Consider the following 13,829-nt stretch of genomic DNA (forward strand, 5'->3'; position numbering starts at 1 on the left):
TATGACAGCGGTAACGGGAAGTGTTTCAAGAGGTGCGGTTATTCAGACAGCCACTCCTCATGGTAAAAATAATGAAGGATTGGGTCTTACTTTTACAGTAATGTTTAAATTTGGGGGTAATGATCCTCAAGTTTTATCATCGTGTAACAGTGAGAACGGCAGCTCACTTGAAAGCAGCGGAACATTTTCTGGGGAATTAGAACGAGTGACTGGCAGCACTCCTCCTAATACCCATACCAACGGAAAGGGTCAGACTACTGGTCTCAACGGAAAGAACCAGAGTAATAGTAGTGCCAACGAAAATAACCAGGCTGCTAGTACCAATGAATGTAATGAAACGACAACGCCAAATGTTGCCACAACAAAGTCGCGCTCAGATGTTTTTTTGACTCATGAAGGCAAGGCTAACAGAGAGACTTGGTTGAAAAAAATAGGGATGAATGCTGAGCAAATTAAAGAAATTGACGCTAAGCTTGCAAGTATCTCGAAAGAAAATATCACTGTTAATAATGAGATTAATGACTTCTATCGAACAGTTTCTATTATCGAAGGTATATCAGGTACAAAAGACGATTCTGAATTGAAAAAAATAGTTAAAGAATTTTCTGAATTACTTAAAACCGTTAAAACAGAAAAATTACATAAGCTCTTTATCAATAGTGGGAACGGAACAAAATATGGTAAATTTGAGGCAATCAAAGAACAAGTCAGTGCTTATAGGCAATCAAAACGCATTACAAATGAAGAAATCAATGCTGAATATCTAAAGCACATTAAATCACTTCTTGATTGTGACTATGACAGTTTAAGCAAAAATGTTAGAACGATGATTGAAACACTGATGCAACAGCCAGCATCTTTAGACCCTTATAAGCTGTGTACTCATAGGCAAGGTGTAGCTGCGATGCTACTAAATTTTGGTGCTAGCAGTCAGAAAGCGGATCCGAAGGAAATGCCTGAAAAGCACAGTGTTTCACCCGACTCTTCATTAAGAGTACCTGAACCTCAAAGTAATGAGCAAGAACTTGCCGGACCATTCGGACCATTCGGACCATTCAGCGTTGAGTTTACTGTTGAAGCACAGTTGCCAACGTCGGAGGAGGAGGTTGAACGCCCAAATTTACCACCGTCAAGAAAAAAAGAGACCGCTGATGCAAAGAATCAAACGGAATTATTAGTAGAAGAGCGGGCTAATGAAATAAAAGAACCGCGAAATGGACACAAACAGGCTGTCCCCGATCCACGTATCCATGAAGAGGCTCAGCCATCAGAACCCAAAGAGCAGAATAAAGAAGCGCCGCCTGAAGCGAGAACAGGAATAGGAGGGTGGCAAAAGAATGATAAAGGGAAATGGGTACAGCTTAATGCACCCAAAAAAGTGGTTCTTTCACCTGGATCATCAGGATGGGGGATGGGACCCAATGTACCACGAGTTCAACCACAGGTCGGTAATCGTTTTTGATGATTATTTATACATGAACTGAGTAAAAAAGATGGCTTGTGCAGCGGTAGCGAGCGGAGTAGAGTCGGTATTTCGTCAGGTTAACGCATATCGAGTCCTTTGATCACAAGGTGAAGCGACAGCGCATAGGAGCAGGGTTTAAATGTATCATTATTATATTGATTCACCTCCAGGGTTTGCTACCCGATTTTTGCAGATACAGGCAAGCGAAATCGGCATTAAACGTATTGACTTTGTTAATGAAAAAACCGTTGAGGTGAAGCCTACTTCTCTATTGCTACATTGTGTCGATGAGCTAGAAAAGTATTTTGCCGGAAAACTGAAAACATTTACTGTTGCTCTCGATCCTGGCGGGACTGATTTTCAGAAAAAAGTATGGTGTGAATTACAAAAAATAAAATTTGGCGAAACCTGGAGCTATAAACAACTGGCATTAGCTGTTGAATCGGCGAATTATTGTCGAGCCGTCGGTGCTGCCAATGCGAAAAATTTGATTGCGATTATCATTCCATGCCACCGCGTGATAGGTAACAATGGCCATCTTACTGGCTACGCAGCAGGATTAACCATCAAACAGTGGTTGATTGAGCATGAAGGCTCCGGTGACAAAATTACATGCCAAGCAAACGGGTAATGTGTTCCTTGAATATCAGGGTAAGCGCAGCAGCAACGATGAACCATTGTACACGATCAAATTTCGATTCAAGTTTATCAAAACGTTTTATCGTTTCTTGTTTAAAGTCGTTCAGTGATTTATCCGCCTGCTCAAAGCGTTTATCGACTTGTTCGAAGCGTTTATCGACTTGTTCGAAGCGTACATCCATATCTTTACGAACTTCAGCTATTTTGGCATCAGTTTTTTCGAAACCTGCTTCCATGTCTTTGCGGACTTCTGATATTTCAGCAGACAGATCTTTGCGGACTTCGGCTATTTTAGCGTCAGTTTTTTCAAAACCTACTTCCATGTCCTTACGGACTTCGGCTATTTTGGCGTCAGTTTTTTCAAAACCTACTTCCATGTCCTTACGGACTTCAGCTATTTTAGCATCAGTTTTTTCAAAACCTACTTCCATGTCTTTACGGACTTCGGCTATTTTAGCATCAGTTTTTTCAAAGCCTGCTTCCATGTCTTTGCGGACTTCGGCTATTTTGGCGTCAGTTTTTTCAAATTTGGTATCTATGTCCCTATGTAAGTCATCGAGGTCACGCTTAGTCACGACGTCTACGGCTTCCTGAGACTTACGGATAACAAAAGAAATTGCTTTAGCGTGAGCTGTTAAGATGCCGGCTGTTTCAAGTTCTTCTACAACCTGTTGTGTATCAAGTGCTGCCAGTGCCATGCAAATGATCCTTTCCTAATAATTTCTTAATAATGTCAAGATACTGAATTTTTGATCTATATGCAACTCAAATCTGATAACTTAAGGAAGATATCCTGTCTAAAGAATGTAGATTAATTTATTCGATAGTTAATTGCCAGTCGGTGACGTTATTCCAATAAGCTTGTTCACGCTCAAAATCCAGCGCTAGCAAATTATTTTGCGCGAGATAGTCTTGGGGAAAACGCAATGTCCAGTGATTATCATGGGTAATTAACTGTAAACTTTCGGGTGTGGTGGTAGCTTGGCGTTGGTTGTTAAGTAGGGTACTGAGCCGTAATAGTTGAATCAGGGGCAGATAATGTTTTTTCTTAAATAGGTTGAATTTGGGCAATTCTTCTAATTTGATTGTCTTACGATGGAAACGCACCAGCATCGCCAGTAAGAGTTGTTGTTCCTGATTGAAACCCGGCAAGTTGGTGTGTTGTAGTATATAGGCTGAATGCCGTTGCATTGCACTGTGATTGATACTTAAACCTATTTCATGTAGCATCGCTGCCCATTTTAGTAGCGGTGTCAGGTGTGGTTGCACTAGTTTGCTATTTTGCATTTGCCATTGTGCATAAAGTTGTTGGCTGGTTTGCATCACGCGCCGTGCTTGATTACGATCAATATTATAATGATCAACCAGACTTTGGGCGGTACGCTGGCGAATATCCTGATGACGGAAACGTCCTTCCATCTCGTATAAAACACCTTCACGTAAGGCACTATCGGAAAAGCGCAGTGTGTTGATGGCGAGGGTGTCAAATATGCCACTGATGATGGCTAATCCAGGGATAAATATCGACCGACGATCTTCGGGCAAGCCTGGTAATTTAAGTGTGTTAACGTGATTGAATTGTAGTACTTGGTCACGCAACAATTGCAAACGTTCTACTGTGATCAGTCCATCTTTTTCGCCCATTGCCAGCAAAATTTCAGTTACCGTTTTGATGCTACCGGAAGTGCCTAACGCATATTGCCAGCCTTGGGTTTTATATTGCGAGGCGAGGGTTTCCAATTTTTGCGTTGTTGCCAGTTGGGCACGTTGAAAATTAATTTTATTGATTTCCCCATCAGGAAAGAATTTTTTCGCAAAACTGACACAACCCATAGGACGACTTTCTACTAGCAAGGGTTTAAAATCTTCGCCGATCACCAGTTCTGTCGAGCCTCCGCCAATATCGATCACTAATTTACGGCCTTTCTCTGGTTGAGTATGTTCAACACCTCTAAAAATCAGGAGAGCCTCTTCATGACCGGAAATAATTTCAATTGGATAGGGGATCACTAACGCTGCTCGTTGCAGAAAAACATCGGCGTTGGCTGCTTGTCGCAGCGCGTGTGTTGCCACGACGCGGATATTATCCGGTGAAAAACCTTGCAAACGTTCAGCAAACAATGCCAGGCAGGATAGCCCGCGTTCCATCGCTTCTTGGCTAAGCAGGTTATTGTTATCTAATCCTTCAGCCAAGTGAACCCGTTTTTTTAAACGACCCAGAACCTGAAGTGCTCCGTTAACGATACGGGCAATGACCATATGAAAACTGTTGGAGCCGAGATCGATGGCGGCAATTTCTTGTGGAATACATTTACTGTGTAGCGGCATAGTATTTTGAGTAACCGTTATTGATATTCGATGGCTTGGTACAAGCACCGAAACCCACTTATACCCATTATTGATAATGGACAAACATAAATTATTATATATTATCAACGGGAGTAGTCGTTAATCCTGTTTTTCTGGGGTATTCAGATTTTAAGATTGAAATAGGGGCCTTTAGTGTTCCACTCCAAGTAGTTAAAATTCTCTCGGCTGTAGCTTTAACTTTCCCAACAATGCCTTTGCGGGACTCACTATTATGTTCATAATGAGCCGACTCAACGAGTTTAACCAGTTCTTGATGTTGAATGTTCCCAAAGTCGTACTCGGGTAAATTAAGATGTTTAAAAACATTTGCCACTTGAATGGATACGTTGTGAGAATTTATCCACTCTTGAACTGTGGTCGAATTGAGTAACCCACAGAGATAAAAGGCCGTTTTTCTGTCGTCAAACGATGCAAAGTAAACTTTGTGATCGGGTACGTATGGGCGACTTCCTACAATTGGGACATCCGCACTACCGGCAACCGCAGCATAGAACGATGAGGACATTTCCGGCCAAATAACCTTCCAAGGTTTAAAAGTATAATCACCGACGTTATAAACGGCATGAAACGGAGCACCTTTCATTTGTCTGCGGTAAGTAGATCGATCAAGTAAAAGCTGTTGATACGACTTAAACCACGCTGATGTTTTCTTTAATCGTGGAGAGCCAAGATCCGTTTCTGCCTTCTCGTAATCAGAGTTTGAAATACCAACGTTTGGTACAAACGCATATAGTCGCTGTGCAGTGTGTTTTTCAGATGCAAACTTGAGGTAACACTCTTCAAAGTCGCCAGCCCCCTTTATCAAGGGATACAACATGTCAGGTTCAACCCATGCTTTTTTCTGAGCCGCAATGTCTTTACGTCCAGCTTCTGGTCGACTCTGAACTTGGACTGCTGTACCGTTGTCTTGAAGTATTGGGACGAAATAAACCCCGTTTAAATCTGTGGTAATTCCTTTACGGCCTTTGGTCCAAGTGCATGGTTTAGATAAATACTTAATCGCCTCAAATCGGCCAGGAGGCAAAATTGCCCAGGGAGAACCCGGTTCTTCCACGGGAAATGCCTCGTGCTCAATTGACTCAATTTGCCCTAGTACGATATCGAGAGAGTGTTTTGCGTTTATGGTACGTTTTTGTCCTGCAGAAGGTCTCCAAAGCTGATATGAAACAGGGTAGCTTGTTTGTGAAGCTGCCTTGGCAAAGAGAGCGACCGATGTATGATTACTTGCATCTTCAAAAGGTTTGAGCGCCTTCATGTCATCCACTGATAACGGCTGTAGATACATGGAATCACAGTGTTTAGGTTTAAGCTTAAATGTTCGAAAACCCGCTGATGAAGGGTTCTTGAACAAGGTTCCCGTGATGACGAACGCCAGCTTACCATCATCTTTTAGCCATTTGTCCGACACTATGTAGGTAATCATGGCGGAAATGTCGAGTTCATTACCCCCGTGCCGCTTGGTTTTTGAGAATATTCCGTAGTCTTCACATGTGGGTTTAGCTCGCTCACGATAAAGATCCGGTAATTTTGACCAGCGTACCCAGGGTGGATTGCCGATAATCAGTTCAAATTTGCCTGCTGTTGCAGACCAAAAGAAATTTCTGACAATACGAAACCAAATACCATTCCATTGTTTTTTATGGAGATGCAATACTTGGTCGTAGGTGTAGCGTAGCGGTTTTTCCCACAATTCTAATTGTTGCGGATCTATGACTTGATAGCTCGATAGTTTCTTCTTTGATTCATCGTATTCAAGGCTCTGCTCTACATCTTGCGCCATACGCTCGAAAACATCATCAAGCAGCTTGCGGTTAAACGCAAGTTCAACAGGCAAGCGGATATTAAGTTTTGCTATTTGGCTACCAATGCTATATTCAACGACAGACGTATTGCCATTAGGCAAAGACGCTGGAGAATAGACAGCATCTGCCATTAAAACAGGTACTTCAAATTCAGTGCCTGGGCATTGGGCCAGTAAATCCGCGATTTCAATTAAGAAGTTTACACGGGCTGTTTGAACTGCAAGCGGGTTGAGATCAAAACCCCATACACTGTTACATAAATTTTTTAGCGTTGTCTCAGCCGACCACGCTTTTCGCTGGGCTAATGCTCGTTTCTTGCGTATCACTGCCAACAAAAATGCACCAGAGCCACAAGTCGGATCGAGCGCTCGCTGATGTAAAATCGCATCATCGGAGGCACGACTTAGCGTGAAGTCAACCAGCCAGTCTGGTGTATAAAATTCCCCTAGGCTTTGACGCAGTTTGCCGGGAACTAACCCCTGGTATAAGTCACGTAAAACATCCCGGGTGCGCTCAAGTTTATCCAAACGGTAAAGCGACAGCATTGACAATAGACGGCGCAATGAAGGTAGTAACGAGGGTAGGATGTCGTGTCGGGCGAGATCGATATACCAGCTAAAAATGGCCTCTTCAATGAATCCATTTATCCCTGCATCTTTAAACAATGATGCGTGTTCAATCGCTTGATAAAGAAAATCTAATAACTGATCGTCACTTTTAAGTGCTGCCATGTTTTGAGCAGGTTGTTCAGATGACGTAATGCCATGGGCGGCAACGATTTCTGCCGCAAGCAGTTTGATTAACATCGAATTATAAGTATGAATGACGAACAGCCTTGCTGGAATTGAATCTTTCTCTGTACCTATCCAGCTAAATGCGAGTTCTTTATTTATGGCTTCCGCTTGCAGAACCGACATATCGGCAACCTGGCCATATAACGTTCTCCATTCTTCAAATAACATTTGAACTTTATTGTTACTACTTGCAGTGACATAGTGGTATAGGCCATCAGATAGACATTGCATAAAGGCTCTTGCATTTGATGAGCCATGCCCGAAGTCTGCAAGCAAGTTCTCGGCTGTCAACCCTTTACGGGTATCAGAACGAAAAGCATCGAGCACCATCTCCACAGAATAGGGGGAGAATGGCATGAGATGCTGTGTTTTTATCTCACCGTCTATGACCTGGGTAAAGCAAATATGCTCCCCGTCAATCGCAATACCGATGAAATCGGACTCTGGAATTCCGGTCTTTATTGATTCTTTTTGAATATAAGGTAATAAGCGCTCTTGAGATGCATTTTTAAAGGCAGGGCTACCCTTTTTACCGTTGAACAAGCCCGGTGCTTTGTACTCAATAATCACATGGTTGAGGCTGGCATCCTTTCGCTCTCGTTCAGCATTTAAGTGGAGCCCGGTTTCATCTTCAATCGCTTTATTCCATGTATACCGAACTTCTTCTTCGCCTTGCCATGGCTTTAAGCGTTTTTCCTGGATCGCATCGTAAGTGGACTGATTCATTACGAACTGCCTTGTGATGGGTTTGTGCAATGCAATATTACATGAGACTGACTGCAAAACCTATTGCGCGGCGTCTTTTTCTGGCTGTTCTAACGCTTGTAAATAATTATAAATAGCACTTTGCGCCCGTACTTTGCGCTTATTGCCGCGAGGCACATAACGATTACTCAGTTCTTTATCAAGATAACGGGCTTTGACTGTGTCGCTAAACAACAAATCCAAAATGTCTAATACTCGTTGTTTAAGCCGTACATCGAGTATAGGAACGGCGACTTCAATCCGGTAATTGATATTTCTGGTCATCCAGTCGGCAGATGATAGATAAACTAACTTATCGCCTTTATTTTCGAATACATAGACGCGATCATGTTCTAAAAACTGATCAACAATACTGATGACCTGAATATTATCACTGATACCGGCTATATTGGGTATCAGTGAGCATATACCTCGTATTAATAAGCGAATTTGCACACCAGCACTCGAAGCACTGTACAATTTGTCGATCAATCCGTGATCTTCTAGGTTATTAATTTTCAGTTTAATGGCTGCATTTTTTCCATTTTTGGCATGGATAATTTCTTGATCGATTAACTGATATAACATTAACCGTGAGTTTTGCGGTGAGACCATTAAATGATCGAATTTAACCGGACGGTAAGGATTTTCGATAAAACTAAATACACGGCGTACTTCATTAGTAATACGTGCATCTGCTGTTAACAAGGAATAATCGGTATAAAGGCGAGCGGTTTTTTCGTTAAAATTACCGGTACCTATGTGTGCATATCTGATAATTTGCTCATTTTCATAGCGAGATATTAAAAACAGTTTGGCATGAATTTTTAGGCCAGGTGCCGAGAATATAACTTGCACTCCCGCTGCCGTCAGGCTTTTTGCCCAATAGATATTCGCTTCTTCATCAAAGCGGGCTTGTAATTCCACGACTACCGTGACTTTTTTACCGTTATGTGCAGCATGGATCATGGAATCAATAATACGTGAATCTTTTGCTACTCGATAAATATTGATTTTAATCGCAAGGACACTCGGATCGAAGGAAGCTTCGCGCAATAGCTCCAGGACGTGTTCAAAGGTGTGGTAAGGATAATACAATAAAATATCCTGTTCGCGGATCGCATCGAAACTATTACGGAATTGATTGAAACGACTATGTCGTAAGCGGGGCATTGGGCGATGAAGTAAATTGTTTTTGCCAACATTGGGGAAATTGATAAAGTCTTTAAAATTGTGGTAACGCCCGCCAGCAATCACCGAGTCGTCATTAGAGATCGCCAGTTTTTTGCGCAACAGCGCCACCATTTTTTTGGGCATATCCTGTTGATAAACAAAGCGCACTGGTTCTGCGGTCAGACGCTGTTTTAAGCTGGATGACATCAGCTCCAATAGGCTGGATTCCATTTCTGTGACTAAATCGTATTCGGCATCACGGGTCATTTTCATCGAATAGGCGTGTAAGGCATCGTAATCGAAAAAGCCTTTGAAAATTTCATCGAGGCAATAACGTAGTATATTATCCAGTAGTATGATGGGCTTGCGGCGCCGAGGTGCATCGGGGGTAAATTAACAAAACGTGGCGCTTTATCTGACGGGATTTCTAGCAGTGCATATTTTGTATCGGCACCGTGAATAATTTCGACTGCCAGATAGGTATAATCGTCTTTTAGGAACTGTACCAGGTCGGTATCATGGTTGATCAAAATCGGCGTGACATGTTGCCTCAGACACTGTTTAAAATAGTATCGCAACCAGATTTGTTGATTTTCTGAAATTTGTCGTTCATTAACCAAAAATATTTGTTTACGTGCCATCTCCAATAACAATTCGTTATATAGGCTATCGAAGGCCTGTTCGGCCGTGACGACTTTGACCTGAATTTTTTTTAGCAAATGGCGCGACGCGACGCGTGAACCCTGTTCTTCGCTAATCAAGATATGCTTTTTTAATTCGGCAAAACGCACCTTATAAAATTCATCCAGATTATTGGAATAAATGCCAAGGTAACGCATTCGCTCAATCAGTGGGTTATTTTTGTCTGTCGCTTCTTGCAGTACTCGTTCATTAAAAGACAACCAGCTCAGTTCTTTCTCGGTGTAGAGTTTTTCCTGACTCATGGTGACTCCGTTAATTTCGGTGGCAGTGTCTGGAAACTGATAAGGATCTCGCCATATTAACGCAGTATCTCCCTACCTTGGGTAGGGAGAGTAGGTGGTGGTAATATTAATCATCGAGAAAACTACGTAGCACCTCGGAACGGCTTGGATGACGCAGTTTACGCAATGCTTTGGCTTCAATCTGGCGGATACGTTCACGGGTAACATCAAACTGTTTGCCCACTTCCTCTAAGGTATGGTCAGTGTTCATATCGATACCAAAACGCATACGCAGCACTTTTGCTTCACGGGCAGTAAGACCTGCCAGTATGTCATGAGTCGCTGAACGCAAACTTTCGGAAGTCGCCGATCCGAGCGGTAACTCTTGCACGGTATCTTCGATAAAATCACCCAAATGTGAATCTTCATCGTCGCCGATCGGGGTTTCCATTGAGATCGGTTCTTTGGCGATTTTCAGCACCTTGCGGATTTTATCTTCTGGCATTAGCATGCGTTCTGCTAATTCCTCTGGTGTTGGCTCTCGTCCCATTTCCTGTAGCATCTGGCGTGAGATACGATTGAGTTTGTTAATGGTTTCAATCATATGCACTGGGATACGGATGGTACGCGCTTGATCAGCAATCGAACGGGTAATCGCTTGACGGATCCACCAGGTAGCGTAAGTAGAAAATTTATAACCACGGCGATATTCAAATTTGTCAACCGCTTTCATTAAACCAATGTTGCCTTCTTGAATCAGATCAAGGAACTGTAAGCCACGATTGGTATACTTTTTAGCAATTGAGATCACCAAACGTAAATTAGCCTCTACCATTTCTTTTTTCGCACGCCGTGCTTTGGCTTCACCGATCGACATACGGCGGTTGATGTCTTTAGCCTGTTCGATGGTCAAACTGGTTTCTTCTTCGATATGGCGTAATTTTTGCAGGTTACGTTTTACCTCATCGGCAACGTTGTGCAATTTTTTAGACCAGCTTTTACCCATTTCCAAGGCATTTTCGAACCAGGTCTCATCGGTTTCGTTATTAACAAACAGGGTAACGAAGATTTTCTTTGGCATTTCGCACTGGTCAACACAGAGTTTCATGATGATACGTTCCTGGGTACGAACGCGATCCATCATTGAACGCATATTGTTGACCAGATAGTCAAATTGCCTCGGTACTAGCCGGAAATGTTTAAATATTTCTGAAAGTTTCAGGATCTCAGCGGCAGTATCGGCGTGGTTACGACCATTCTTTTTAATTTCTTTCCTAGTATTTTCATATTGTTCACGCAGTTCGCTGAATTTTTCCTGTGCCAACTCGGGATCAACACTGTTATCGGTTTCAGCATCATCGTCATTGTCTTCATCACTCTCGTCGTTATCCACCATTTCTTCAGCGGATAATTCAGAACCAACATGGGTGGCGGTCGGTGCAATATCTTCTTGTGCGTTAGGATCGACAAAGCCGGTTATCAGATCGGACAGTCGGGCTTGATCCGCGGCAACACGGTCATACTGCTCTAACAGATAAGTAATAGCTTCAGGGTACTCAGCAACTGAACACTGTACCTGATTGATCCCTTCTTCAATACGTTTGGCAATATCAATCTCGCCTTCTCGTGTCAGGAGTTCAACAGTGCCCATTTCACGCATATACATGCGTACGGGATCGGTTGTTCGCCCAATTTCAGCTTCAACACTGGATAACACCTGTGCCGCCGCTTCTACGGCGTCATCATCGGTGTCAGTGGTATTTTCGGCTAACATCAAATCATCAGCATCAGGTGCTTCTTCCAGCACTTGTATGCCCATGTCATTAATCATCTGGATGATATCTTCAATCTGTTCGGAATCGACGATGTCTTCCGGCAGATGGTCATTGACCTCAGCATAGGTCAAATAGCCTTGCTCCTTACCACGGGTGACAAGTAGCTTTAGCTGTGACTGCGGGTTTTGCTCCATAAGACGGTATCCACGCTTGCGAGTATATTTGGGTTGGTGTCGGTCGGCGAAGCTGCCAACAATAACATTTGGGGCTTTTTAGATCACCGCTGCCCACTATGGCGGCCAGTGCAGAGGAACATCCTCGCATTTATCGGCAATTAAGCCGTTATATATTTCATTTTTTTTCCTCGCGCCTCATTGATCAGACGAACCTCTTCACGTTCTTCAGCATTTAAGCCATATGTCGTCCGGGCGCGGGCAATTAAAATATCTAATCGTTCTTCCAGTGCTGAATCAAAAAGATGGTTCAACGCATCTCGAAAGGTTATTTCGACGATCTCTTCTACCTCTATGGTGTTCCAAGTTGCTAATTTTTCAAGCTGCTTGCTAAATTTATCACCACGATATTGCTCCAGCAGTTGACCGGTATTCAAACCCGGCTGGGCAAGACAGGTTTCCACCAACTCGATAAACAAGGACAAACCGGCTAATTTCGCTTGTTTTATTCCTTGTAACGAGGGCACCAGTGTCGCCAGATGTGGATATTGCACCAGCAATGCAATAAGTATACGCATGGTTGTTGGTTTTAGCTGCGGCCGTGGGTAGCCATTAACATTTTTAGCACGCTTAGGCATCAGCTTATCTAAAAGATGATCATCCAGAATACCCAATTTATTACCTAATTGCTGGCGTAGGTAGAGTCGTAACGTTTCACCTGGCACCTGAGCAATTAATGGTAGCGCTAAGGCGCTCAGTTTAGCACGCCCATCAGGGCTGCTCAGATCGACCTGTAGTATCAGTGTTTCAAACAGGAACTGAGAGAGCGGTAGCGCCTGTTCCATACGTTGTTCAAAGGCCGCTTTTCCTTCTTTACGCACCAGGGTGTCGGGATCTTCACCTTCGGGCAAAAACATAAAGCGTAGCTGACGTCCATCATTTAGATAGGGAAGCGCTGTTTCCAATGCTCGCCAAGCGGCATCCCTTCCGGCTTTATCACCGTCATAACAGCAAATGACATTGTCTGTGGTGCGAAATAATAACTGGATATGTTCCGCAGTGGTTGCCGTTCCAAGTGATGCGACCACATAATTAATACCAAACTGCGCCAAAGCCACCACATCCATATATCCTTCAACGACTAATAAGCGTGCCGGATTAGGTTGTTTGACCTGTGCTTCATACAAGCCGTAGAGTTGGCGACCTTTATGAAAAATCTCTGTTTCAGGTGAATTTAGATACTTAGGCATACCATCGCCAAGAACACGACCACCAAAAGCGATGATACGACCGCGTTTATCGCGGATCGGGAACATAATACGTTCACGAAACCTGTCGTAGCTGTGTCCTGTGTCACCCTGTTCTGCGTGACTACGCCCCGTATCATTAGTCACCAACATGCCGGTTTTGTTCAGTGTTGCACGGTTTTCCCTGTTGTTGCCAAAACGTTTTACCAGGTTATCCCAGCCCACAGGAGAGAAACCAATAGCAAAGTGCTGGATAACCTCTTTACTCAATCCGCGTTGCTCAAGATAGTGGCAAGCAGAGCGTGCTGACGGGCTATTGAGTGATTGCTGATAAAACTCGCCTATTTGTTCCATCAATGGATAAATATTTTGTCGTTGCTGGTGCTCGATGTGGTTAGCAGCGGTTCCATCTTCGTAAAGCACAGCCACCCCGTTGATAGTGGCTAATTCCTCAATGCTTTCGACAAATTGCAGGCGATCATAATGCATGAGAAAATCTATCGCATTACCGTGAGCACCACAGCCGAAGCAATGATAAAACTGTTTGTCGCTATTGACGGTGAACGAAGGTGTTTTCTCATGGTGGAATGGGCAACACGCGAGATAATTTTTGCCCTGTTTCTTCAGCTTTACCCGAACCTCGATCAGATCGACGATATCGGTACGGGCCAGCAACTCATTGATAAATACACGTGGAATGCGTCCAACCATAATGCCTTTGTTC

General features: G+C 43.3%; 7 protein-coding genes and 1 pseudogene. 2 read left to right on the forward strand and 6 right to left on the reverse strand.

Features of this window, described 5'->3' with window-relative positions:
- Position 1 precedes the first annotated feature (1 nt).
- Positions 2 to 1,462 carry a hypothetical protein gene (locus CCS41_RS07370; protein ID WP_072549586.1) on the forward strand — a complete coding sequence of 487 codons (1,461 nt, stop codon included), beginning with the start codon at positions 2 to 4 and terminating at the stop codon, positions 1,460 to 1,462.
- Between the two features lie 142 nt (positions 1,463 to 1,604).
- The gene (locus tag CCS41_RS07375) at positions 1,605 to 2,096 is read left to right on the forward strand and encodes a methylated-DNA--[protein]-cysteine S-methyltransferase (protein ID WP_072549585.1); all 492 of its coding nucleotides are present in this window, start codon (positions 1,605 to 1,607) and stop codon (positions 2,094 to 2,096) included.
- Here the strand turns inward: CCS41_RS07375 and CCS41_RS15640 are convergent.
- The 6 genes and pseudogenes from CCS41_RS15640 to dnaG form a co-directional block, all read right to left on the reverse strand.
- Entirely contained in the window at positions 2,074 to 2,802 is a 729-nt protein-coding gene (locus CCS41_RS15640; protein WP_072549584.1) for a hypothetical protein, read from the reverse strand. The two genes, CCS41_RS07375 and CCS41_RS15640, sit on opposite strands and share 23 nt — an antisense overlap.
- A gap of 118 nt (positions 2,803 to 2,920) precedes the next feature.
- Positions 2,921 to 4,432, reverse strand: a complete 1,512-nt coding sequence (gene ppx / locus CCS41_RS07390) for an exopolyphosphatase (protein WP_072549583.1) — start codon at positions 4,430 to 4,432, stop codon at positions 2,921 to 2,923.
- A gap of 94 nt (positions 4,433 to 4,526) precedes the next feature.
- Positions 4,527 to 7,796: an Eco57I restriction-modification methylase domain-containing protein gene (locus CCS41_RS07395; RefSeq protein WP_119797451.1), complete on the reverse strand. Its 3,270-nt coding sequence runs from the start codon at positions 7,794 to 7,796 to the stop codon at positions 4,527 to 4,529.
- Between the two features lie 60 nt (positions 7,797 to 7,856).
- A pseudogene (gene ppk1 / locus CCS41_RS07400) lies at positions 7,857 to 9,931 on the reverse strand (polyphosphate kinase 1).
- Positions 9,932 to 10,037: 106 nt separating this feature from the next.
- Entirely contained in the window at positions 10,038 to 11,942 is a 1,905-nt protein-coding gene (rpoD, locus tag CCS41_RS07405; RefSeq protein WP_275887691.1) for an RNA polymerase sigma factor RpoD, read from the reverse strand.
- Positions 11,943 to 12,019: 77 nt separating this feature from the next.
- Entirely contained in the window at positions 12,020 to 13,816 is a 1,797-nt protein-coding gene (gene dnaG, locus CCS41_RS07410) for a DNA primase (protein ID WP_072549631.1), read from the reverse strand.
- Between the last annotated feature and the right edge of the window lie 13 nt (positions 13,817 to 13,829).

It is taken from the genome of Candidatus Fukatsuia symbiotica (assembly GCF_003122425.1).
Classification (GTDB): domain Bacteria; phylum Pseudomonadota; class Gammaproteobacteria; order Enterobacterales; family Enterobacteriaceae; genus Fukatsuia; species Fukatsuia symbiotica.

What these genes read in the sequence shown, in the direction of transcription:
- CCS41_RS07370 (WP_072549586.1), top strand. Translation starts at nt 2, where the DNA reads ATGACAGCGGTAACGGGAAGTGTTTCAAGAGGTGCGGTTATTCAGACA.
- ppx (WP_072549583.1), bottom strand. Translation starts at nt 4,432, where the DNA reads ATGCCGCTACACAGTAAATGTATTCCACAAGAAATTGCCGCCATCGAT.
- CCS41_RS07395 (WP_119797451.1), bottom strand. Translation starts at nt 7,796, where the DNA reads ATGAATCAGTCCACTTACGATGCGATCCAGGAAAAACGCTTAAAGCCA.
- dnaG (WP_072549631.1), bottom strand. Translation starts at nt 13,816, where the DNA reads ATGGTTGGACGCATTCCACGTGTATTTATCAATGAGTTGCTGGCCCGT.
- CCS41_RS07375 (WP_072549585.1), top strand. Translation starts at nt 1,605, where the DNA reads ATGTATCATTATTATATTGATTCACCTCCAGGGTTTGCTACCCGATTT.
- CCS41_RS15640 (WP_072549584.1), bottom strand. Translation starts at nt 2,802, where the DNA reads ATGGCACTGGCAGCACTTGATACACAACAGGTTGTAGAAGAACTTGAA.